This window comes from Desulfosporosinus youngiae DSM 17734 (genome assembly GCF_000244895.1).
Classification (GTDB): domain Bacteria; phylum Bacillota; class Desulfitobacteriia; order Desulfitobacteriales; family Desulfitobacteriaceae; genus Desulfosporosinus; species Desulfosporosinus youngiae.
In genome coordinates this window covers 4,921,531-4,944,129 of the sequence record NZ_CM001441.1, presented here as the reverse complement: position 1 = coordinate 4,944,129, position 22,599 = coordinate 4,921,531, and the positions used below count along the sequence as shown (strand labels likewise).

25 protein-coding genes are annotated in these 22,599 nt (G+C 39.4%); 18 read left to right on the top strand and 7 right to left on the bottom strand.

Features of this window, described 5'->3' with window-relative positions; translation table 11 throughout:
* The first annotated feature begins 109 nt into the window (after positions 1-109).
* The 9 genes from DESYODRAFT_RS22965 to DESYODRAFT_RS22930 all read left to right on the top strand — a co-directional run bounded on the left by DESYODRAFT_RS22965 (position 110) and on the right by DESYODRAFT_RS22930 (position 7,707).
* Positions 110-931, top strand: a complete 822-nt coding sequence (locus tag DESYODRAFT_RS22965; protein WP_007786736.1) for a pyruvate, water dikinase regulatory protein — start codon at positions 110-112, stop codon at positions 929-931.
* Positions 924-3,581 (top strand): pyruvate, phosphate dikinase, encoded by a 2,658-nt coding sequence (ppdK, locus tag DESYODRAFT_RS22960; protein WP_007786735.1) that lies wholly within the window; start codon positions 924-926, stop codon positions 3,579-3,581. The genes DESYODRAFT_RS22965 and ppdK overlap by 8 nt, the downstream gene beginning before the upstream one ends.
* 374 nt (positions 3,582-3,955) lie before the next feature.
* Positions 3,956-4,732: a DUF1883 domain-containing protein gene (locus DESYODRAFT_RS22955; RefSeq protein ID WP_007786734.1), complete on the top strand. Its 777-nt coding sequence runs from the start codon at positions 3,956-3,958 to the stop codon at positions 4,730-4,732.
* A gap of 117 nt (positions 4,733-4,849) precedes the next feature.
* Positions 4,850-5,482 (top strand): hypothetical protein, encoded by a 633-nt coding sequence (locus DESYODRAFT_RS22950; protein ID WP_007786732.1) that lies wholly within the window; start codon positions 4,850-4,852, stop codon positions 5,480-5,482.
* Between the two features lie 211 nt (positions 5,483-5,693).
* Positions 5,694-5,822, top strand: coding sequence for a toxin-antitoxin system HicB family antitoxin (locus tag DESYODRAFT_RS30030; protein WP_083842267.1), 129 nt, complete (start codon positions 5,694-5,696; stop codon positions 5,820-5,822).
* Between the two features lie 456 nt (positions 5,823-6,278).
* A complete protein-coding gene (locus tag DESYODRAFT_RS22945) occupies positions 6,279-6,584 on the top strand; it encodes a hypothetical protein (RefSeq protein ID WP_007786730.1) in 306 nt (101 codons plus the stop codon).
* A gap of 216 nt (positions 6,585-6,800) precedes the next feature.
* Entirely contained in the window at positions 6,801-7,046 is a 246-nt protein-coding gene (locus tag DESYODRAFT_RS22940; protein ID WP_007786728.1) for a hypothetical protein, read from the top strand.
* 120 nt (positions 7,047-7,166) lie between these two features.
* The gene (locus DESYODRAFT_RS22935; protein WP_007786727.1) at positions 7,167-7,436 is read left to right on the top strand and encodes a hypothetical protein; all 270 of its coding nucleotides are present in this window, start codon (positions 7,167-7,169) and stop codon (positions 7,434-7,436) included.
* Positions 7,429-7,707 carry a DUF4160 domain-containing protein gene (locus tag DESYODRAFT_RS22930; protein ID WP_007786726.1) on the top strand — a complete coding sequence of 93 codons (279 nt, stop codon included), beginning with the start codon at positions 7,429-7,431 and terminating at the stop codon, positions 7,705-7,707. Before DESYODRAFT_RS22935 ends, DESYODRAFT_RS22930 begins: the two co-directional genes overlap by 8 nt.
* Positions 7,708-7,805: 98 nt before the next feature.
* Here DESYODRAFT_RS22930 and DESYODRAFT_RS22925 read toward each other — a convergent pair whose 3' ends face one another.
* Together DESYODRAFT_RS22925 and DESYODRAFT_RS22920 are read right to left on the bottom strand one after the other, a co-directional pair.
* A complete protein-coding gene (locus DESYODRAFT_RS22925) occupies positions 7,806-8,114 on the bottom strand; it encodes a DUF4386 family protein (RefSeq protein WP_007786725.1) in 309 nt (102 codons plus the stop codon).
* A 674-nt stretch (positions 8,115-8,788) separates the two neighbouring features.
* Positions 8,789-10,471: an IS1634 family transposase gene (locus DESYODRAFT_RS22920; protein ID WP_007782527.1), complete on the bottom strand. Its 1,683-nt coding sequence runs from the start codon at positions 10,469-10,471 to the stop codon at positions 8,789-8,791.
* 220 nt (positions 10,472-10,691) lie between these two features.
* On the opposite strand from DESYODRAFT_RS22920, the gene DESYODRAFT_RS22915 reads away from it, so the two are divergent.
* From DESYODRAFT_RS22915 to DESYODRAFT_RS26770, 3 genes are all read left to right on the top strand, one after another.
* A complete protein-coding gene (locus tag DESYODRAFT_RS22915; RefSeq protein WP_427854329.1) occupies positions 10,692-11,003 on the top strand; it encodes a type II toxin-antitoxin system RelB/DinJ family antitoxin in 312 nt (103 codons plus the stop codon).
* Positions 11,000-11,317, top strand: coding sequence for a type II toxin-antitoxin system RelE/ParE family toxin (locus tag DESYODRAFT_RS22910; protein ID WP_007786721.1), 318 nt, complete (start codon positions 11,000-11,002; stop codon positions 11,315-11,317). Before DESYODRAFT_RS22915 ends, DESYODRAFT_RS22910 begins: the two co-directional genes overlap by 4 nt.
* Before the next feature lie 492 nt (positions 11,318-11,809).
* The gene (locus DESYODRAFT_RS26770) at positions 11,810-13,021 is read left to right on the top strand and encodes a GGDEF domain-containing protein (RefSeq protein WP_157137236.1); all 1,212 of its coding nucleotides are present in this window, start codon (positions 11,810-11,812) and stop codon (positions 13,019-13,021) included.
* Between the two features lie 189 nt (positions 13,022-13,210).
* Here DESYODRAFT_RS26770 and DESYODRAFT_RS22900 read toward each other — a convergent pair whose 3' ends face one another.
* Both DESYODRAFT_RS22900 and DESYODRAFT_RS22895 read right to left on the bottom strand, forming a co-directional pair.
* Complete coding sequence (locus DESYODRAFT_RS22900; protein ID WP_007786719.1) at positions 13,211-13,504, bottom strand: hypothetical protein; 294 nt, start codon at positions 13,502-13,504, stop codon at positions 13,211-13,213.
* Positions 13,501-13,725 (bottom strand): helix-turn-helix transcriptional regulator, encoded by a 225-nt coding sequence (locus DESYODRAFT_RS22895; protein WP_007786717.1) that lies wholly within the window; start codon positions 13,723-13,725, stop codon positions 13,501-13,503. The genes DESYODRAFT_RS22900 and DESYODRAFT_RS22895 overlap by 4 nt, the downstream gene beginning before the upstream one ends.
* 408 nt (positions 13,726-14,133) lie before the next feature.
* Here DESYODRAFT_RS22895 and DESYODRAFT_RS22890 point away from each other — a divergent pair, with 408 nt between their 5' ends.
* On the top strand, positions 14,134-14,622 hold the full coding sequence (locus DESYODRAFT_RS22890; protein ID WP_007786715.1) for a pyridoxamine 5'-phosphate oxidase family protein: 489 nt from the start codon (positions 14,134-14,136) through the stop codon (positions 14,620-14,622).
* Positions 14,623-14,789: 167 nt separating this feature from the next.
* On the opposite strand, the gene DESYODRAFT_RS22885 is transcribed toward DESYODRAFT_RS22890, so the two are convergent.
* Genes DESYODRAFT_RS22885 through DESYODRAFT_RS22875 form a run of 3 tightly spaced genes read right to left on the bottom strand, consistent with a single transcriptional unit; the run spans position 14,790 to position 15,940 of the window.
* Positions 14,790-15,287: a hypothetical protein gene (locus DESYODRAFT_RS22885; RefSeq protein ID WP_007786713.1), complete on the bottom strand. Its 498-nt coding sequence runs from the start codon at positions 15,285-15,287 to the stop codon at positions 14,790-14,792.
* Between the two features lie 45 nt (positions 15,288-15,332).
* Complete coding sequence (locus tag DESYODRAFT_RS22880) at positions 15,333-15,620, bottom strand: hypothetical protein (RefSeq protein ID WP_007786711.1); 288 nt, start codon at positions 15,618-15,620, stop codon at positions 15,333-15,335.
* Complete coding sequence (locus DESYODRAFT_RS22875) at positions 15,617-15,940, bottom strand: ArsR/SmtB family transcription factor (protein WP_242833506.1); 324 nt, start codon at positions 15,938-15,940, stop codon at positions 15,617-15,619. The genes DESYODRAFT_RS22880 and DESYODRAFT_RS22875 overlap by 4 nt, the downstream gene beginning before the upstream one ends.
* A 327-nt stretch (positions 15,941-16,267) precedes the next feature.
* On the opposite strand from DESYODRAFT_RS22875, the gene DESYODRAFT_RS22870 reads away from it, so the two are divergent.
* From DESYODRAFT_RS22870 to DESYODRAFT_RS22850, 5 genes are all read left to right on the top strand, one after another.
* Positions 16,268-16,780 carry a GNAT family N-acetyltransferase gene (locus DESYODRAFT_RS22870; protein WP_007786710.1) on the top strand — a complete coding sequence of 171 codons (513 nt, stop codon included), beginning with the start codon at positions 16,268-16,270 and terminating at the stop codon, positions 16,778-16,780.
* Positions 16,781-16,942: 162 nt separating this feature from the next.
* Entirely contained in the window at positions 16,943-17,170 is a 228-nt protein-coding gene (locus DESYODRAFT_RS22865; protein ID WP_242833505.1) for a hypothetical protein, read from the top strand.
* Positions 17,171-17,832: 662 nt separating this feature from the next.
* The gene (locus tag DESYODRAFT_RS27670) at positions 17,833-17,976 is read left to right on the top strand and encodes a DUF3102 domain-containing protein (protein ID WP_083842214.1); all 144 of its coding nucleotides are present in this window, start codon (positions 17,833-17,835) and stop codon (positions 17,974-17,976) included.
* Positions 17,977-18,376: 400 nt separating this feature from the next.
* Positions 18,377-20,419 carry a sensor histidine kinase gene (locus DESYODRAFT_RS22855; RefSeq protein ID WP_083842213.1) on the top strand — a complete coding sequence of 681 codons (2,043 nt, stop codon included), beginning with the start codon at positions 18,377-18,379 and terminating at the stop codon, positions 20,417-20,419.
* Positions 20,420-20,876: 457 nt separating this feature from the next.
* Entirely contained in the window at positions 20,877-22,550 is a 1,674-nt protein-coding gene (locus DESYODRAFT_RS22850; protein ID WP_007786707.1) for a methyl-accepting chemotaxis protein, read from the top strand.
* Positions 22,551-22,599 lie beyond the last annotated feature (49 nt).

Here is a 22,599-nt window from a genome sequence, read left to right as displayed (position 1 = left end):
TGAGTTAATGGACGAGACTGAAGCCGGAGGGCTGAAATCGGAAGCTGAAGTTTTAGGACAGAGTCAAAGTTGGAGGTCGGAGGACTTCGAATAATTCGGAGGTGTAAATGTGGCCACTCAAACGTCTGTAATTTATGTCATTTCTGATGCACTTGGAGAGACGGCTGAGTTTGTAAGTCGGGCGGCAGCGGCACAATTTATTGGTGTAAAAACTCGGATTCGCCGGGTTCCCTATGTACGGGATCAGGTGCATTTAGAAGATATTATGGAAGAAGCTGCGGCTGAGCAAGCTATCTTGGTTTATACCCTTGTACTAAAGGACCTTCGGGAATACTTGGAGAAAAGGGCGTCAGAGAGAGGGCTCAAAACCGTCGATATATTAGGGCCGCTTATTGGAGTCATTGCCAGTCAAACCGGTATGGATCCTACCCATACTCCGAACATTATCCATCGTTTAGATGAACAGTATTTCCGGAAGGTGGAGGCTATCGAATTCGCTGTCAAATATGATGACGGCAAAGATCCCCGCGGGGTTCTTTTTGCAGACGTTGTTCTGATCGGTGTCTCAAGAACCTCAAAAACCCCGCTTAGCATGTATTTGGCACATAAAGGTCTCAAGGCCGCAAACATTCCTTTAGTTCCCGAAGTTAACCCCCCCGATGAACTGTTTAGTATTTCGTCGCGGAAAATAATCGGGTTAACCTTACGTCCAGAATTACTCAACCAAATTCGAACAGAGCGCTTAAAAACCCTTGGCTTGGGTGCGACTGCGGATTACGCTAACCTGGATCGAATTATGCGAGAGTTGGAATATGCCCGGGGCATCATGAAACGTATCGGCTGCCCAATTATTGACGCTACCGGGAAAGCGGTTGAAGAAACCGCGAGTATTGTATTAGAGATATTATTTAAGGGGGACAGAAATGAATAAGAAGTATGTATACTTATTTCAAGAAGGTAAAGCTTCTATGCGCGACTTGTTGGGAGGAAAAGGAGCTAATTTAGCAGAGATGACCCAAATCGGTCTGCCGGTTCCTCCGGGATTTACGATTACAACCGAAGCGTGTAATGAGTATTACAACAATGGGGAGAAGTTCCCGGAAGGTATTTGGGAGCAAGTCTGGCCGGCTTTGGCTGAAGTTGAGAAAGTTTCAGATAAACTTTTTGGGGATAAGAAAAACCCGCTCCTTGTATCAGTCAGGTCCGGGGCGAAGTTCTCGATGCCGGGTATGATGGATACCGTTCTTAATTTGGGACTGAATGATGATACTGTAGAAGCCTTGACTGCTAACACGCAAAACGAGCGTTTCGCTTGGGATTGTTACCGCCGCTTTATCCAAATGTTTGGAGATGTGGTCTTAGAAGTAGAACATTATAACTTTGAACAGATTTTAGAAACTGCCAAAGAGAAACAAGGAGTTCGCTATGACTCCGAACTCTCCGCCGAGAGTCTCAAATGGATGGTCAGTGAATATAAGAAAAAAATCGAACGTAAAACCGGTGCCCCCTTTCCCATGGATCCCAGGGAACAGCTAAAGCAAGCTGTTATCGCCGTTTTTCGTTCGTGGAATAATGATCGTGCCAATGTGTATCGTAAAATTAACAATATCCCTCATGATATCGGAACGGCCGTTAATGTTCAATCCATGGTTTTCGGAAACATGGGCTCCGATTCAGGAACAGGCGTGGCCTTTACCCGCAACCCATCCACTGGGGAAAGTGTATTGTATGGTGAATATCTGATGAATGCCCAAGGGGAAGACGTGGTAGCCGGTATACGGACGCCAAACCCGATTGCCACCTTGGCTCAGGAAAATCCGGAAATCTATCAGCAGTTTGTCGATATCTCCAAGCGCTTAGAGGCTCATTATCGGGATATGCAGGATATAGAATTTACCATTGAACGGGGCAAACTCTATATGCTCCAAACCCGAAACGGCAAACGAACAGCTTCAGCGGCGATCCGTGTAGCGGTGGAACTTTTCCATGAAGGCGTGATCACCAAAGAGGAAGCAGTAATGAGGATTGAACCGGACCAGTTAGACCACTTATTACATCGCCGCATGGATACGGATGCCAAGCTGCAAGTGGTGGCTAAAGGGCTTCCGGCTTCTCCGGGGGCCGCATCCGGCAGAATTGTCCTAAGCGCAGAGGAAGCGGAACGCTTAGGTAATTTAGGGGAGAAAGTGATTCTGGTTCGGACGGAAACCACCCCCGATGATATCCGTGGCATTTTGGCTGCCCAAGGTATATTAACCAGTCGCGGCGGTATGACGAGTCATGCGGCGGTCGTTTCCCGTCATATGGGTAAGCCTGCTGTCTGCGGATGCGACGCCTTGAAGATTGACTATACTCAAGGTTTAGTTGCTATTGATGGGGCAGAGTATCCTCAAGGAACGATTATGTCCATTGATGGAGCCACCGGGCGAGTCATCAAGGGAGAAGTATCCATGGTCGATCCGGAGCTGAGCGAAGGATTTAAAGAGTTCCTAAGCTGGGCTGATGAAATTTCCCGGCTCAAGGTCATGGCAAATGCAGATAGTCCGACGGAAGCGAAGAACGCTCGGGATTTCGGAGCAGTTGGGATCGGATTGACTCGGACGGAGCATATGTTTATGGACCCCGAACGGATACCGATCGTGCAGGAGATGATCCTGGCACAAACCTTGGAAGAGCGGGAAAATGCTTTAGCGAAGCTCTTACCGATGCAGGAAGAAGACTTCTATGGTATTTTGAAAGCTATGCAGGGCTTCCCTGTGACTATTCGCTTGCTTGATCCTCCCCTCCATGAGTTTCTCCCCCATTCTGAGGAATTGGTTGTAGAGATCACGAAACTCAGAATGAGCAAAGATAATCCGGATGCTTTACAGGCCAAAGAGTCCTTACTGCGCAAGGTTAGGGCTTTATCCGAACTAAATCCCATGCTTGGCCACAGGGGTTGCCGTCTGGGGGTCTCCTTCCCGGAAATCACAGTTATGCAAGCCCGGGCCATCTTCCAGGCCAGCGCTCGCTTGGTAAAGGAAGGGTATGACATTCATCCGGAAGTCATGATCCCGCTCGTTATGGGAAAAGAAGAATTCCTGATGATGCGTAAGCTGGTGGATGACACCGCGGCTGAAGTAATGAAAGAACAAAATGTTCAAATTCAATATCACGTTGGAACCATGATTGAGGTACCGCGGGCGGCTCTCCTGGCGGATGAGATCGGAAAAGTTGCAGACTTCTTCTCCTTTGGCACGAATGATCTCACTCAGATGACCATGGGCTTGTCCCGTGATGATGCTCAAGGAAAGTTCCTGCCGACTTATCTGGATAAGAATCTCTTGAAAACAGATCCTTTCGTTGTGCTTGATCGGGATGGGGTAGGGAAGCTGATCAATATTGGTGTCAATTTGGGCAGAAACGCCAACTCTAATCTCGGCCTAGGTATTTGTGGCGAGCACGGTGGGGAACCTAACTCTGTCGAATTCTGCCATATCGTTGGACTCGATTATGTCTCTTGTTCCCCCTTCCGTGTACCCATAGCGCGCTTGGCCGCCGCTCAGGCAGCAATAGGGACGGGCAATCTGGGGCAAAAATAAAAATGAACGCAGAGTAAAAGCCTCGTAACATGAGGACTTGAGATGATTTTACAAGAATAATAAACAGGGTGCTGACAAGCGAATTTTTGGCTTTCAGCACCTTGTTTTTTGATAAAAACAATCCTTTTTAGTGATTCAAAATCAAAAAAACATGCATTATGGGACATTTTTTAGGTTTGAATTATGGGACAGTTTTTGGTGCGTAAAAAATAATTTGCCTATTTCACAGATAATAACTTCGATACCACGTTTTGTGAAACAATTTTTAGGTTAAAACATTCAAGAAAGAAAAAGGCTACAATTTCTGAGGAATCGTGTATAATTATATACATTAAGCAAAAATTGGTAACGAATAAAGGGGAGGTTCGTTCAGTATGGCAGGAATGCAATTTACTCATTATGATTTGGGGCAAATGGAAAGAGGACAGATTGTTGAAATAACTCTATCTGGAAGTGCTGCAAACGTACAGCTTTTAGATAGTAGCAATCTAAGTAATTATAAAAATGGTAGAAATTACAGATACATAGGCGGCTTAGCAAAAAAATCACCTGTCAGATTGCAGATTCCTAATAACGGACACTGGCATGTCGCAGTTGATATGCGTGGTCTAGTAGGTACAGTGCGCTCATCTATTAGGGTATTGCCAAACCCGTTACCAACATTAACAGAGAGACCACTTTCATCAATTCCATCACTGGTGCGGAATCAGATTGACAGAGATGATGATTTTACTCCTGAATATGATGTTTTTATATCCCACGCTTCGGAGGACAAAGACGATATAGTCAGGCCATTGGCTCATTCCCTAAAAGATTATGGTTTAAAAGTATGGTATGACGAATTTGAACTAAAGATTGGGGATAGTCTGCGTAGAAAAATTGACAAAGGGCTTGCTAATAGCAGGTTTGGTATTGTCGTTCTTTCCCGTAATTTTATTGGCAAAGGTTGGGCTAATTATGAGCTTGACGGAATTATTACAAGGGCGGTATCTGGAGAGCAAGTAATTCTCCCTATCTGGCACAATATTACTAAAAAAGAAGTGATTGATTATAGTCCTTCTTTGGCAGATAAACTTGCTCGTAATACAGCTATCAATACAGTGGATGAAATTGCTCAAGAAATAGCTGACTTAATAAATTCTCATACCTAATAAATATAACAACACAAATGGACGGTTCTGTTGTGTTAGAAAGAAGATTCAGTTTGCACAGCAGAACCGTTCCTCTGTGCTCTTCAAATGGCAACTGCTGAAATAGGAGGCAATTCAATGGCTATTATACAACCCGCTTTTGAGATTTCGGAACAAGCAATGGCTGGACTGTTGTCAGGTGACCTTGTTAGGCATGGCGGCGTTATTTACAATGCGACGGGCGGGATATTTGAGCATCTAAAAGACGTTTCATTACCAGAAACTGAATCTGGCGCATTAGTAAAAGCGGTAAAGATACTTAAGAAACCACAGACCATACTAATCGGATTAGGTGCAGTTGCTGTTGGAGTGGGTATTGCCTTGTATGCTCATAGCAAGAGCAAACAAAAAAGAAGCGAGCATGGAACAGAAATTCAAGCACCAAAATGGGTAGAAACTTACAATGCATCCCTTTGTGCCTATTTGGATGCTATTCGGAACGGAAATATGAGCATAGACATAATCGCGCGACTAATGGCTGAACTGGATGAAATGAAGATCAATAGCGACAGCAGGAATGTAACCATTCAATTTTCAATTGAACAATTTGATACACTTGTAAATCTCGTCTTTGATTACACAAGGAAACTAGCAGAAGCAAACTCGGTCGAATTCAATATCTCCCGTGAACCTGTTTCCTCCGAAAATGCAATTGTTGACTTACAGTGTTACTTGGAAATCCAAAAACAAATTTTTGAAAACGCCGCCTAAAGGGACAGATTTATACAGGTTCAAAATTGAACATTACCGCATAGAATTCTCAATTGATATCAAAACTAATATCATTACTTATTGAAGCAATACATCCACGCGGAGAATTTTATAAGCATATATGAGTAATGAGGTCGTGAATATGAAAAAAAGCTGAAAGCTATTCCCGAAGTCGAACCGTATGCCGAAGATTCAGAACTTTTAAAAATAGCTGGACGTACAGAATACAACGGAAAGATATCCCTGCGTTTCGAAAACTCTGCATAAAGAGCTTATTGAGAATGCGAAAAAAGAGGGTATTTCCCTGAACCAGTTTATACTTTATAAGCTGGCAAAATAAAAGTGTCCCATAATGCGATAGGTCTATTTTGATAGCTGCAGCCAAATAGACTAATTGAAAAATAAATAGACGTTAATAGTTTACAGGGTAATGCAAAATAATACATTACCCTGTTTTCTTATTTTAGTCCTATTGGGTTATTGCCAATTGCTGTATAAAAAATGTGAGTTTGCTATGTCAGAAGTATCTGAGATAATATGTGAAAACTGCAAGGTCATTATATTAAGAGATTTATTTTATAATCCGACTGATTACTTGAATTGTGGGGAATATATTCAGGAATTAGTAGAACAGACGGTTTATTCTAATTAAAGATAAAATAAAAGATGAAAGTGGACACGGGTACGATGATATTATTGAGCACATAATCCGATGCATACACTGTGGAAAGCAAATTTTATGTTTTGCTAATACATATCATGGAAATGGAAGTTTTAGAGAAAGCAGGAGCAAATAGTGTGGAATATAATTAATAATGGTCTTACCATAGGAACAGAAGGAAGCGAAAGTGGAATTATCCTAAAAGATGAAGAGCACTGTGAAGGAGCTCGAATTACTTTGGAAAAAGATGCTCATGACATACCATTTGCTATTACCTGCAGTATATACGGCTTAATGATGCATACGACATTTGCCGGCAGCGAGCAAGAGGCATTGGGTAAGTATGATGAAATGAAGCAATGTATCCAATCTTTCTTATCAACAGATGCGAGTGAGGAAGAGATCAGCAATTGGTGTGGTTTGTTTACCAATAAGTTTTAAAAACAAGGTATTATGGGACAGTTCTTTGGGTTGAATTATGGAACACTTTCTGATAGAATCCCTGCAAAAGACTTCAAGACAATTCCAACAAAAAATGAGTTCTATCATTTTAGTCACGGCATAGATGAGATGCAACAGAGACTTGACGGCGATGAAGATAATTGACGCACATGAAGATTTTCTTGCAAAATAGTAATTTGTATGAAGGATAATGTCATGCCGGATTATATTGATGCTCATGAATTTTCATCTAATCATAAAGAACAATTGTCAAAGGATAAAATCTGTGGATGTTTCTATTGTCTAAAGATCTATAATCCCAATGAGATTGAAGAATGGATAAAAGATATAAATGGAACAGCGATATGTCCGTATTGTGGAATTGATTCTGTGATTGGTGAGAGTTCAGGCTACTCTATTACGGTAGAGTTCCTATCTAAGATGAAGAAATATTGGTTTTGATATTCTTTGCCTATAAGTATTATCGGAAAGTGTTCCACAATGTGAAAAACGGAGATAGGGGAACAAAGAAATCCAATTTGTGGTATACTATAGGCATAAAAGCATAGGAGGTCATGAGCCATGATGTATCCATATATGACTTTAGCTGACGAAACCGAAATTACACATTCCCATATCATTGATGAAAATGGTATGCAATGTGTGGAGGTTCATTTCGAGCGCCCCAGAGAAGGCGGATTTGACGCAGCCAGATGTTCTTTGCCTGCTTACACATGGATAAAGCGAAGCGGATTTTCGGATAAAGAAATCGAGAACTTCGATAAATTTTTACACAGCAATGCTCACTTGCTATATAAATATGCTGCTGCAGGAGGTATCCAAATTGCCTAGCCTGTTTCGGATTGGTGAATATCTCGTGTATTTTTGGTCGAATGAAAATAACGAACCGATTCACGTGCATATAGGAAAAGGTAAGCCGAATGCTAATGCGACGAAGGTATGGCTGACGGCATCTGGCGGGTGTATTGTTGCTAATAACGGAAGCAGAATACATCAAAAAGAGCTGAATGAGCTATTGAATATTATAGCTGCACAATATTTCATGATTTGTGCGGAGTGGAAGAATCATTTTAAAGAAACTGAAATCAGATTTTATTGCTAAAAGTGTTCCATAATGTGAAAAAAAGGTTGATTGGTCTATTTTGCTAGCAGCTGCCCCGGCAGCCGTGATCAACACAGACCAATCGAAGTAAGTAAGGTTTAAAATAAATAGATGGGTGAAGCTCTCAAAGCCTTATTAGTAATGGCTTCTGGCTTCAGGAGCTTATACAATAACAGGACAATGAATATATGACTGACCTGCACGACCAAAGCGCTCAGCGCGCTGAGCTGAAAAAGACTGCCGTTTGCAAGCACATTGGCTATCGTCGCTTCCGCGTTTCCCTCGGTGACAAGAGCCGCGGGGACATACATGATGCCGAACGCGGCAAGGGGAATCATCAGCGTGTATAAGAGCCCCGCGATTCTGGCAAGTTTATTTTGCGATTTAAAATATAAATGATTGTCCATAATTTTAACCTCCCCTTATGGTCGGATAACAAAATTATATATCCATTCTAAACGGTTCGCATTGACTTAAGTTAATCCAAAAACGGGCTTTTACGTATTTTAAATAACCGTCCATACTGGAGCATATATGAAGACTTCGATTATTTATTATTCACATAACCTTATGCGGATAGTCAGAAAGAGAAGCTTGCGGCCGAGCTTTCGTCCATTATCAGAAAGAGCCTTTCTGATACAGAAGAGCGCTATAAAAAAGGTTAACTGCTGATATGACTGGATATTTCAACCATTTGCAATTTGCGGATGCGTTGAGTGATATTGATGAAAACTAAAAAAATGCCTGAAAGTGCTGATATTGCTGCATTTGCAGGGAGTGTGCCATAATGTGAAAAAGTAGAGATAGGTCCTTTTTGATAGCTGCGGCTCAGGCCGCTGTTATCAACAAGGTGCAATCGAAGTAAGGCTTAAAATGATACAAGTAAGCTCATCAAACCTTATGTGCTAAGGCTTTGAGAAGCGTCTATAAAAATAGAACAAGGGTACTGACACTTCATATTTTTAAGGGTCAGTACCCTGTTTTGTAGGAAAGCTTACAATAGTTAAGATTTTTATTGAGACTGGGATTCAACCATAAATTAAGCTAAAAGCCCACACGATGCGGATTTCCGAAAAAATTTCTAGACTACATCTGGCAGTCCGATCTTTTTAATGTCATAGGTATTAAGTAATCGTCGTTGGTCTTTACCAATCGTCGTCAAGGAATATCTTTTTTCTCCAGTGGGAAGAAGAATTTCTATCAAGCCAATCTTATTTAATTCGCTTAAGATCTTACGTGCCGATTTCTTCACATTCTTCCGATGGGCAATGGTTTCAAGCGCAATAATTGTAAAATAAGCTAATACACAGACATAGATATGTCCTTTGACCCTCGCTTCTTTCCTATGATACATCGGTCGAATATCTAAGTCATTCTTAATGATGCGAAAAGCCGTCTCAACCTTATTTAGGTTTTTGTATATTTTGACAAGCTTCTCGCCCTCGTAACCCTGTTCATTCGTTTGAATGACAAACGTACCGTCCAGACGTTGATCCGATTCTACTTTATCCGATTTTAGACTGTACTCCAAAACAAATCCTAAGGGGCTGTTAGTGTCTTCTTTGCCTTGAACATCAAAATATTTGCCTGTTTTGTTTTGCTTTAAGATCGCGCCGACCTTTTTCATCGCTTCATCGCGTGTCTTAATACGGCTTTTTTTATCCTCAATTAAGGTCTTGTTTAAGGTATTGAGCCCTTCTTTAATAGCCTCTATACAATGATTTCGGTACTCTGTATCATCAGTTCTCTTCTGAGTATTTAGACATAACAGGAACCTTTGACCATCAATGGGAGGCAAAAACCGAACAAAGAGATTGTCCTGAATCTCCTGCATCTGAGTTTCATCGATAGCAATATCTATGAGGTATTTCTTGCTCCAGGCCCTCGGAATCGCCATAACGTATTTCTGTTCCAGGCCGATAATCGCTTTAATATTTTTGTCGCTTAACATTCCTCTATCCCCGACAAAAATGAATTCTTTGATCTGGTAGGTATTCTTTAGTTCCTCCACAATTCTTGGCACAGTCGTTTTATCGGAAGTATTACCCGAGTAGATGTTACATTTAATTGGAAACCCGTCCGGGGTAGTAACTAGGCCGATAACAAGTTGTTCCCGATCACCTCTGTGGTCACGAGAATACCCGTAGTCTGAGATGATACATTGATGACCTTCAAAATAAGAACTGGTAATATCGTAGTAAAGCTCCTGCATGTTCTGGTGGAAAACTAATTTGGCAAAATCATAAAGACACTGCTCTACGACAGGATAATTATCGTTTAAAACCTCAAGAGAACGGTAAATCGTTTGTAGATCAGGGACCTTCTCACCATCGAGAAGAAAATGGCGAACGGGAGTAGCATCGAGCCACTCCGTCAAAGCCAATTTACTATCGGGTTGAATAATACGCTGAAAAATCATGGTCATCAGGCAGGTTAATGCCGTGTCAATCGTAATATGTTTATCCTTTGAAACAAAGTGTTTCTTAAAAAGAGGGAACATCTTAAGTCTTTCAAAGATAGAGTGAATCAAGAAAAAGGAACCATAGGGTACTGCACTCAAAAAATCCACTTTATTAATGTTGGTAAACGAATCAAAATCCTTAGAGAATACAATTTTAAGTTTTTCAGCAATCTCTAGGTCTACACTACCAAAGTATAAAATTCGTTTATGTTTTACCTTGCCGCCTTCGCGGTAAGCCTCAACTAATTCGGCAAAATAATAAGTTTTCCCGCCCTTGGTACGTGGCGTAACTTTTACAAACAAGGTGATCCCTCCTCATAGGTCTACACTACAATTATAAGGGGTCATCCTTAAAAATCAATCTATTCCGACCACTTTCAAGGATAAATATTGTAAAAGTCTATACTACAACGCGTGTTGGATATGGCTTGATTACTGGGTTTGTGGAATTTTGGGGGTACTTATGGTTGAAGTCCAGTTGAGAAGTAACGACAAAAGCGTTAATACTATCAGAAGGAGATGAATTAACCTGGAAAAAACTACGACTTTAAATTTAAGAGTTAATCCTGACGTAAAAAGAAGGGCTGAGGAAGTCCTTTCACAACTCGGCATACCTATGTCCACAGCGATAGATATCTATCTGAAGCAGATTTCAATGACTGGCGGAATACCTTTCGCTGTAACGCTGCCGAAAGCACCGGTTTCAGTAAACGCCGATTTAATGACAACGGATGAAATTCATGCGAAGTTAAAGGAAGGGTACAACGATATCGAAAAAGGTAATGTGCAGGATGCATCTGCTGCCTTTCAGAGATTTCGGAAGACACACGCGTGAAGCAGTATAAGATTCAGATAACTGATATGGCGCTTTCCGATATGGAGGAGATTTATAATTATATCGTAGAGAAGCTACAGGCACCGGAAGCGGCCATGGGACAGTATAACAGAATAGCTGACGCAATCGAAACTCTTGATACGTTCCCGGAACGTGTGAAGTTAATGGAGACAGAAGAAGAACATGCGCTGGGACTCAGGCAAATGCCTGTTGACAACTTTTCTGTATTCTGTATTCTTCCATATCAGAGAAGAGCGGGTAATCATTACAAACGTTTTGTACAGTGCCAGCGATATAGCCAAGCGTTTACGTGATTCATGAAGACTTCAGGTGGGGGTAATTTGAGCCGAAGAGCGGTAAATCAGATCAAATCCTCTTTTTCAACAAAGACCAATCGAAGTAAGCTGAATAGTAAGATTGAGATTCCAGAGATAGTATACTGATTTAAAAAGATATTATAAAAACTAAAGCAAAGGGTATTGTCACTTTTCAAAGAGACAGTACCCTGTTTTTCCTGATTATCAAGTTTTTGGAGATTTTTTATGATATCCTTTGGGAGGACTCGGTTTTGCTTAGGACTTTTGAAACATAGTTTTATTAATAACAATTTTGTTTAGTCTAAAAGACGTTGCAAAGGTTATAGACTTTGAGCTGATCTGAGATAATCCTGGATGACATAACAAGGTGTTTATGATAGTCTAAACTGAGATTAGACCTAAAGGAAGTCATAACATAGAAACAAAAACGAAGAATTATTCTCAAACACCGCAGGGCACACTATACGCTATTGAAATATTAGAATGGGGGTGAAATATATAAAAAACACTTCAAAAAACCCCTGGTCATTTGCAGTCTTAAAGGAAAAAATTGCAAAAATTCTTCAGGCTAATAATAGCGTCTTAGGTGAATGTGCACTTATTAATATCCAAAGGATTTATTATTTATCAATTATTGCCATCCCGCTACGTATTATCAATATTTTTTTATTTACTTTAACCGTATCCTATGACACACTGGTTTTGAAGACGTGGAGCCAAGGGATTATTGCCTCCCATTTTATATTGCTTATTTTTATGATTGGATTTTTTTTAACAACTTATAAACTGAAAAATAAAATAGAACCAAATACAACCATGTTCGTATTGCAATACATTGCTGTGATTGTTATTATGGCTTCTGGTATTGCAATAGTCACGTTTGATCAACTGGTAACGACTAATATCACACCTTTTTTATTAATTTGCATTGTCAGTGGATCTGTTTTTTTAATTAGACCATTAATTTCCTTTGTAATATATTTAACCTCGTATGTGGCGTATTATTATTTAATAGCGTTAACTATAACCAACCAGCAGGTGCTGCTTTCGAATAGAGTCAACGGAATTACTGCCATTGGAATTGGTTTCTTGCTTAGCATTATTCTGTGGCATTATAATTACACCAATATAACCCAAAAGTGGCGCATTGAAATTCAACAAAAACAATTAGAACAAATGGCATATTATGACCCACTTACTGGCTTACCTAATAGGCGCTTTTTTGACAAATTGATTAAACAAGAATTTTCTTCAATGCAACGCCAGGGTCATGAATCGGTTATTATAATTTTAGACATTGATAACTTTAAAAACGTTAATGATACATACGGTCATCCGGTAGGTGACAATATACTTAGGCAACTGGCCGCTCTTTTAGAAAACAACGTTAGAGAATCAGATACTGTATCCAGGTTTGGTGGAGAAGAATTTGTTATCCTTATGCCCGAAACTTCTTTGGAAGGAGGATATGCTTTTGCCGAAAGACTAAGAAAATTAATTATGGAAAAAAGATTTACCATAGGGTCGATTACATTAAGAATTACTTCCAGCTTCGGTGTATCTTTACTGCGTGATATTAAAAATTTAGAGGATTACTATTCCCTTGCGGATAAAGCACTTTATTTGGCCAAACAATGCGGTAAAAATAGAGTTGAAATAGCTTGTGGAAGCGCGGAGACGGCAGACCCGTGTGAAAAATAGTCGCGAAGCAGTCGGTATAAACCGTTACATGGATAGACCCTGAACGGATAGAATTTCTTCAAAACCAGTGGCGAGATGGTATTGAATTGAAGTATATATTTATTGAATATTTAAGCCAAGGAGAGTTCTCCTTGGCTTTTGCAGTAGAAAAGGGATAAGGGATTTTATACGGAATCCTAATTAAGTCTCTTAAACTAAGATTAATGCTAAGATTATAGCAGAGATAATGCTAATTATAATTGTTGAACCAACAGTCTTAATCCAACTTTTTCCTAATATCTTTTGTTTATACTGATATACTACCATAGCGAAACCACTCATAATAATTATTGTAAATAAGTCCCATGGTGCTTCATTTAACCGGAAAGACCTGAACATAATATCAAGAAGTAACGCAAATGCAAGGAACTTATATCCGTATGAGAAACTTGTATTTTCAATAAAAGCTGTTCGTTCATCTTTTTCAACCATCTTCTTAATCATAGTTTTTTATCCTCCTCAAAGTAAAATAAATCTTCGAATTTTTTATCAAGCACCTTTGAAAGTATTAACGCCAACTTTGCAGTAGGGCAATATTGACCAGTTTCAATAGAACTAATAGTTTGTCGTGTTACTCTTGCAAGTATAGCAAGTTGTTCCTGTGACAGATTTTTTTCAGCACGTGCAATTTTTAAACGGTTCTTTAGTTGTATAGTTTCATCCAAACTATCGCCCTCCTTTAAATGAACTATAACATGTAATATCATAGATGTAAAGTGCACTTTGCATAACGACAAGTTAACTTGTAATTTCATCATATTGAATAAAAACCCGGGAGATATTATAAGTATCTTCCGGGTTTTATATTTTTGGCTAAGAAAGGAGTGAAAGATATAAAATGGGCATTGTTAGCTATGGCAGGGCTTCTTTGGGGACGGCTTACGCAATTTAGACAGGTATTGGTACAGTTGGTGCTGTAATTTTGAGAATAATACGATTCAAAGAACTTGTCGATCTTATAAAGTTAATCTTTATCAGATTTATCGTTTGGGAATTATAGGATTGAAAATTGTATCTGCTGTATAATGAAATAAAAAATGAATGATTAGGCGATGAAAGCGAGGAAATAATTAATGTTTAGAGAGATGAGAAGAGGTAAGCAATTGTTATCAATGGAAGACACTATGGCTGTTATGAACAGATGCACAAATGGTGTCTTGGCATGTTCGGGTGATGAAGATTATCCTTATGCAGTTCCACTCAGCTATGTCTACTTCAATGGCAAAATCTATTTTCATTCAGCAAAAGCTGGTCATAAAATCGATGCTATTACGCAGAACCCAAAGGTATCTTTTTCAGTAATAGATGAAGATACAATCGTAAGTGAAAAATTCACTTCTTATTTCCGTAGCGTTATTGCTTTTGGTAAAGCAAGATTTGTCGAAGGTGATGAATGGTTGGAAGCCATGAAAGCCTTAGTTGAAAAGTATTCGGCAGACCAGCCTGAAGAAGTTAAACATAAGGAAGTATCCGGATGTACGCAAGCTTATATGATTGCAATTGACATTGAGCACATAACCGGCAAGGAAGCTATTGAATATATCAAGGCTAAAAGAAATTAAAGTATTCCATAATGTAAAAAGCAGAGATGATTCTTGATAGGGACAGTGTTTGTATGGCAGACGATATGAATTCTCATGAGAAACAATTAAAATTACTCAGCCTATGAAACTGAGCGATTTTATGGATAGGGAATTATTAACCTTCGGTGTTTGCCCTATATGAAGCATTATGCAGTTTTCGAATTCTGCTTGGTCGTATAATTACTCTTCGGCTTGAAAACCGATATACCAATCATAATTAGCATAGTTAATATCTGCAAGGATATAAATAGAAGAACAAGTCCTCCATCAGAAAAGCCGCCATTAAAGCCGGATGTGTTTACCTTATCTATTACTGAAAATAGTTGACCAATAGTTCCAACACCAATACATGGTATAAGTAAAAACGTAAAAATCCATTTTAAAAGTACCCATCCGTATTTAAAGAATCCCCATCTTGTAAAAAATCCGTATACTAACCCTTGGATCATTGTAAAAATAGCTATGGGTAAGATAATTTTTTGATATAGATTCGGTATTAAAGGAGCAGCTTTTAGAAAATCGGATTCACCTAGATTGAAAAAAATTATAACAGCGAGAACGCCTATACATACCGTTGCCCCGAACCATACGCTTGCAGATATAATATGTAAAGTACGCAACCATTTCATACCATTACCTATCATCTTTCACCGAGCTCCTTTCGGCATTTATTGTTCTACTCACTTCATTTAACCAACCTCGCGAAGAATTTTTTCTATAGCATTAATACGGGCCTTCATTTCGGATAAATCGTTAACAATCGTCTGTTGACCTTCGGCCATTTTACGCTGAACTAAAATAGACTCTTCGGCTAGTTTACGATAAGCCTCGTCCCGGGCAATTTCGGCCATACTTGAAGCCCTAGCCCGCAAGCTTTTAAATATTTGTGATATAAGAACTACAATAACTATGGTAATTAGCGTTAGAATAAACAGCACAAATCCCATTTCGCCAATGCCAATAATTTGTTCATTCATTTATTATTTCCCCTTTCATCAGTAACCTCCAAGGTGGTGCCGCCGGTATTTTTAGTAGTAAGCGTTTTAACCGCTTCTGCAATGCTCTCGGAACTTATATTAAATGCAAAGGGTATTAATTCGTAATAATTCATTGCTTTTCCATCTTCTGATAATTCTATTTTGTTCGTTACTAATCCGGCATTTTCCAAACGTTTTAAATGCATATAGAGCAATGGCCGGCTGATCATAACCTCACGGGCAAGTTGACTTACGTGGATACGCCTTCCTCTTAGCAATGCAATAATTTTTAGTCGATGTGGGTTTGCTATTGCTTCCAAAATCGTGAGTAATTCATCTCCGGAAGGGGAGGTTGGTTTTAAATCATTTTTATCATTTATTTCTTGTTCCTCCTTTCCAAACAGTCAAATAGGTTTAGATTTTAGAAGAGGATTAAATAAAAATATAACACCTGTAAGAATTTTATTACAGGTGTAGTAATGTGTCAAGACGGGTAAATTTTCGGAGGATTTGTAATTAGATTAACTTTAACTCAAAATGAAACAGGGTATCGCGCTATGTGTTAGTGCTATACCCTGTTGTTTAGTAATTACAAGTTTTGGTTTATAATTGAGAAAACTTAAATATTTGATAGGAGAAATTTTAGCATGGTTATTTTGCAAACTCCCCGTTTGTACATGCGGAAAATAAAGACAGATGATTATAGTTCTGTTTGCGCAATTTTGCAGGACATTGAGGTTATGTATGCTTGGGAACATGCCTTTTCTAATGAGGAAGTAGTGCAGTGGATTGACAAAAATATTATGAGGTATAATAGGGACCGCTATAGTTACTGGGCAGTGATAGAAAAAGTGTCTAATAAGTTAGTTGGCGTCACTGGGTTAATTTCTGAACAAGCAGATGATGAAAACTATGTCGGAGTTGGTTATATTTACAGAAAATCATATTGGGGAAATGGGTATGCCTTTGAAGCTGCTTCTGCTTGTGTTGATTATGCTTTTAATAGTTTACATCTAAATGAAATTACGGCACAAATTCGTCCGGAGAATAAGGCTTCAAGAAAAGTGGCTGAAAGACTTGGTATGTCCATAAAGAAGCAGTTTATTAAACATTATAAAAACAAAGACATGCCTCATCTTCTTTATAGCCGTATACTATAAGTGAAAGATATTGAAGAATTAAAGAATTGATGGGCGGGACGCTACAATTGTTCTGAATTAATAGATATGGCTTGAACGCCACTTAGGGTACTTAAAAAATGTGTTATATAATACAGTAGAGAAAAGCGAAGCATAGATGATTATATTATGTGAAGGGGGAGGATGATGAAGAAAAAGGTAATCAGAATCGCCATTATTATTATTGCTCTGATTTTGATGATTCCAATTCCACTGAGCTATAAAGACGGTGGAACTGTTAAATTTCGGGCAGTCTTATACAGCATAACAAATTATCATGCGCTCGGAGAAGCTGATGGATACGACACGGGAATCGAAATTAAGATACTTGGTATAACAATATACGAGAATATGACATTTGACAGTAAATAATTAGAGGACAAGCGTTATTTAAGAAGTGTTCTGTAAATGCGAAAACACGGCGATTGGTTTTCAATAACAAACGGGCCAGGTGGTTTTACCTTAGATAATGAGTTATTGAAGTATTTTACATAAAGTCGAATTGGCTTAGCTGTCAATTGATATCCATCTGGGAAAAAGCATTAGATTAGTTTGAGCATTATCTTAAGGGGAGGATCGTTGTCTGGTTTCTGCTCAAATTCGGAATCGATTCCGAATTTGAGCTGCCATGGTTGGTCAGGTCAAAGCGGTTATTCCGGGTCACGGATACCAACAGATATTCCAGCAAATTGAATAATGTGGTTGCTGCTTCATTATTTCCTCATGTTTTGGATTTGCCCGGCCAGGCCTTGGTCGGCCTTTATTATCTTATGCACCTTGTCCGGCAGGGGTTACCCTTGTCTGGATATTTGTGACAAAAATAAGGACAAGCCGCAAAGTGCCTATGCTCTTTACGGCTTGTCCTTATTTTTGTCACAAATGAGGGCTTGAACCCATAGACTATGAGTAAGATTGTTCAAATCCGTCTTGTCTTATAGGGGCTTCTCCTCCAGAAAAGCTATGAATAGGAAGAGGAGCTCGAAAATCATGGCGAACGGAATAACTGATAGGCCTCTTGCAGAGGATGAGCCAAGCTGACCGCCGCCCAGGGCGGTTCAAATTCGGAATCGATTCCGAATTTGAGTTACATCCAGGCGATTATCCTCCTGGGAATTCCCGAGGAGAAACGGGAGTCATATATAGCAGAAAATGATGTAGCCATAAGGCATATTACCTAGATCTTCTCCTGTTAGACTTGAACCGTTATAATTATATAAATAACCTCTTTGGAATCCCTGTTTGTAGTCCCAAATACCACTTGTTCTAACTCTATTGGCAAACTCGAATCCTGCTCTTATAGGATATGTTCCTTGTTCTACGCCTGTCTGAGCATAGTACCACATCCAAGTACATTTCGAGCCATAGTTTGGGAATAACCCAGGGTATTTACAATAGCTCTAATTACATACCCTCGCTTATACCACCGGAGATAGAATATTGAATATAGAGCCCATTGAAGTTGAATTTAGTTATAATACTCATCTCATTCTTAAGCTGAGTATTATTCTATTATATAATTAATTTGTCTTATCTCTCTTTTTCATACGAATATATGATTGATTCTAACATTTATTCAGAATGGGTGAAGAAATGGGGAAAAGAAGGATTTCGCTGAGAAGTACAATGATTATTTCATACATGCTTATGATTATCACGTTTAGTACAATAATATGTTTAGTTTTTTTGAGCTGGAGAGTATCTGCCAAGAATATTATTACTAAAATAGTGGAGGACTCAAGTGAAGAAATTATATATAAAATTGAAAGAATCTTTCAGGCATCTTTAGCCAGAAATAATGCAAATCATAGTTTAATAGAAAATAAAATGGTGGATTTAGAGGATAAGAAAAAGCGAGAAATGTTCTTTGCAGGAGGCATAAAATTATATGACGAAGAAGTCTATAGTTTTAGCTATGGTACAGAAAATGGTGAATATTACGGAGCGCGCAGAAATGAAAAAAATAAAATTGAGATTATGGAAAACAATGCGGATACAAATGGAAAAACCCGTTATTATGCTACTGCGACAGATTTGACGGCTGGAGAATTTATAATAGAGACCGAAAAATTTGACTGCCGGACTAGAGATTGGTATAAAATTGCAAAAGAAAAAGGTAAAACAGTAGTTTCACCTATTTATAAACATTATGAAATGGATGATTTAGCTATTTCCATAGCTTCTCCTATTGTTAATCGAAACGGTGCTCTTCAAGGGGTTATGGGGACCCATATTCCTCTTTCTAATATAGATAATCATTTAAAAGAAATTGTAAAAGACAAGAGGACCGCCGTTTATATTGTGGAGAAAGGTTCCGGTGAATTAGTTGCAAATTCGATGGGAAGGTCTAATTTTAAAACTCTTGATAAGGATATTATTAAAAGAGTAACAATTGAAGAAATTGATAACAAATCCATAAGAGAGGCGTTTCAAGCGAATAAAAAGAATTCAGAAACTAATTTTATAATAGAAACGGAAAATGATATACTTCATATAAAACTTGCTGAATATAAAACAGAAGGGTTAGATTGGTTAATTATAACGGCTATTCCTGAAAGTCAGTTTACAGTTGAAATAATGAGAAGTGTTCATTTTTTGATTTTTTTAGCAATCCTTGCCTTAATTATATCTTTGCTTATATATTGGAAAAGCTCAGCAAAAATCCTTGAGCCCATCAACAATTTAATCAACGCAACAGAAAAGTTTTCCAGAGGAGATTTTTTGCAGAGAACGGTCGTCTTTAAAAATGATGAAATTGGCAAATTGTTAACTGCATTTAATAAGATGGCAGAAGAATTATATATACTGATCAACGGTCTTGAAGAAAGAGTCAAAAAGAGGACAATAGATTTAGAAAAAACAAACCTTGAATTAAATGCTGCAAAGTTAAAGGCGGACAACTCTAGTCAAGCAAAAAGTGAATTTTTAGCCTTTATGAGCCATGATATGAAAACGCCACTGACGATAATCTCCGCTTATGGTCAAGAGTTGAAAGATGAGAAAATTGGTGAACTCAACCCCGATCAGGCGGAGAGGGTAGATAATATCCTCTATGCTTCAAACCAGTTAACATCGATTGTTGAGAATCTGCTAGACTTTTCTAAACTCGAGGCAGAGGGAAAATCCTCGCTGCTTCTAGGTGAAGTTGATGTATCTGTTTTGGCTGCAGAAGTTGCTAACGGTATGAGCTCTATTTATCTGAGAAAAAATCTCCGAATGATTACAAGCATAGCAGATACTAACCTAATTATTGCGGATCGGAGAATGGTTAAGTGTGTTATGCAAAATCTCTTAAACAATGCAATAAAGTGCAGTAATTATGGGGATAAAGTGCATTTTAACGTAGCAAGTACCTATGAGCCGGTTGAGGGAGTCCTAATTGAAGTTGCCGATTATGGAATTGGGATACCTAAAAATATGCAGGAACTGATTTTCAATCCTTTCTTTCAAGTCAATGTTGCGCTTCAACATGAACAATCCGGTTCTGGTTTGGGTCTTGCAGTGGTTAAAAAAATCGTTGAAGCTCATTGTGGTAAGATCACTGTGATTTCCGATGAAGGGCGGGGAGCAAAATTTATCGTGTTTCTACCGTCCTATCCGGAATTCGATGACGCTGTATTATAAGGGGCGGGCGGGATTTTCATGTACAAGCTTAGAAAAACTTATCCAGGGACGTAGCAGCCGTTATCTCATCCTCACCGCTAAAGTTGTTCTATGTAATTTGCGGTTCGGCAAAAGCAACCTGCGCCGTTATGCTTTTCTTTGGAGCAGGCGGCTTGGGCGAAACCCTCACCCGGGTTTCGTCACCGGATGTTTTCGTACTTATAGAAGATGGGAGTCTTAGGGCTGGTAGTCATCGGATAAATTTGGTGTAGTTCTGGATGAATGCCAGAACTATTTTTATTGTCGCTTTGTAATGAATATGTAATATAGATGTTATTATTTGTTGGTATAATTTGTATTATGGAGAAAGGGAGATGAGAACTATTTGATGGGCATAGGAAAGGTTAATGATCAATTATTACTTATGCTTAATGTCTCAGCATTATTTATTAAATGAGAATTTGGAGGGGAATTGACCTTGAAACTATCGACAAAACTTCTTGCCAGCTATATTGTGCTAATCTTGCTTATGACTGTAATCGTGGGTGTAGTGTATTCAATGGTAACGAGTTTGGGCGGGGTTGTGCAGAACCTTAACAATCAACGTGTTCCCATGCAATCAACGGCACAGAACTTGTCCCTTCAATTTGCCAGACAAGCGGCTGGAATTCGCGGGTATCTGGCTACAGGCAACGAGAAGTTTCTTCAAGAACTACAGGATGCCATAGCTGAAAGCGATCAGGACTTAAAGTTTTTGCAGGAGCATTCTATCAATAAAGCAGTGCTTGATCCTGTCATAACAGCGACGGGTAAATATGCTCCCCACCCGCCGAAAATAGTAGAACTGTATAAGACCCAGGGGCAAGCGGCTGCAACTCAATATATGACCCAGGTTGGATCGGTTGACAATGAGGCCGCTCAAAAGGCCATAAATGAGTATGTTGCGTACCAGCAGGACCAGTTACAAGGCGAGGCAGCCAAAGCTCCCGCTTTGGTTGGTAATATTATCCGTTTCACCATCATCATGCTAGCCGCGTCCATAGTCATCTCGGTTGTTGTGCTAATCATTGTAGTTCGCACGTTCCGAGGCTCTCTGGCAAAAGGCCAAGCGGTAGCGGAAGCATTGGCCCAAGGAGACTTTACTATCGAAGTTTCGGCAGGCAAAGACGAAATTGGGATGCTTGTCACCAACTTAGGGAAAGCAGCCAATAGCCTTAGAGAATTGATTAAAAAGTCTATGGGTATAACTCAAGACGTAAACCAAGCGGCAACAGATTCTGCCGATGCCGTCACAAATGTTGCCAGCAGCTCTGAGGAAATTGCCGCTTCCACTGAGCAGGTTTCTGCAGGTTTGCAGGAGATGGCTGCGGCAGCTGAGGAAATATCTGCCTCCAGTGATGAGCTTAAGGCTTCGATCAAAGAACTGGAGCAAATGGCGCTCCAAGGCAGTCAAGAGGCGAAAGAAATAGAAAAACGGGCTCTAGAGCTTAAAACTGAAGCAATAACAGCTCAAACAAAGGCTGCCGGGATTTATGAGAAAGAAGAACAAGCTTTAGCAAAGGCTATTGAAGAATCTATGGTCGTGAAGAAGATTGCAGATCTCGCGAAATCTATTTCCGGAATAGCGGATCAAACCAATTTATTAGCATTAAACGCCGCGATTGAGGCAGCAAGGGCAGGTGAAAATGGCAGAGGGTTTGCAGTAGTCGCCGAAGAGGTCCGTAAGTTAGCAGAACAATCCTCTAAGACTGTCCAAGAAATTGAACAGTTAGTGGGGCAGGTTATCAATGCGACTGAAAACTTATCTAAAGGTGCCGCTAATGTATTAACGTTCATCAATGATGTGGTAGCACCAGACTATAGTAAATTAGTGCAAACCGGTAATCAATATGAATATGATGCTAAAACTGTCTTTACACTTACCGAAGGATTTGCAGGGACTGCAAAACAATTGACAGAAGTCGTTAATGCTGTGGCTGTAGCGATAAATGATGTAACCCAAACGATTGGACAGGGAGCGTCAGGAGCTGAAGAGGTTGCCGCCGCTTCCGGCAATGTGTCAAGTGAGCTGGAACAAGTAAACCAAACTATGGCTCAATTAAGCGAGCAGGCAAATAACCTTTCTGAAGCAATATCAAAGTTTAAGGTGTAGCTGTCAAGGTAATTGGGCCGGTGATGGCTGTACATAAATATAGAGGAAA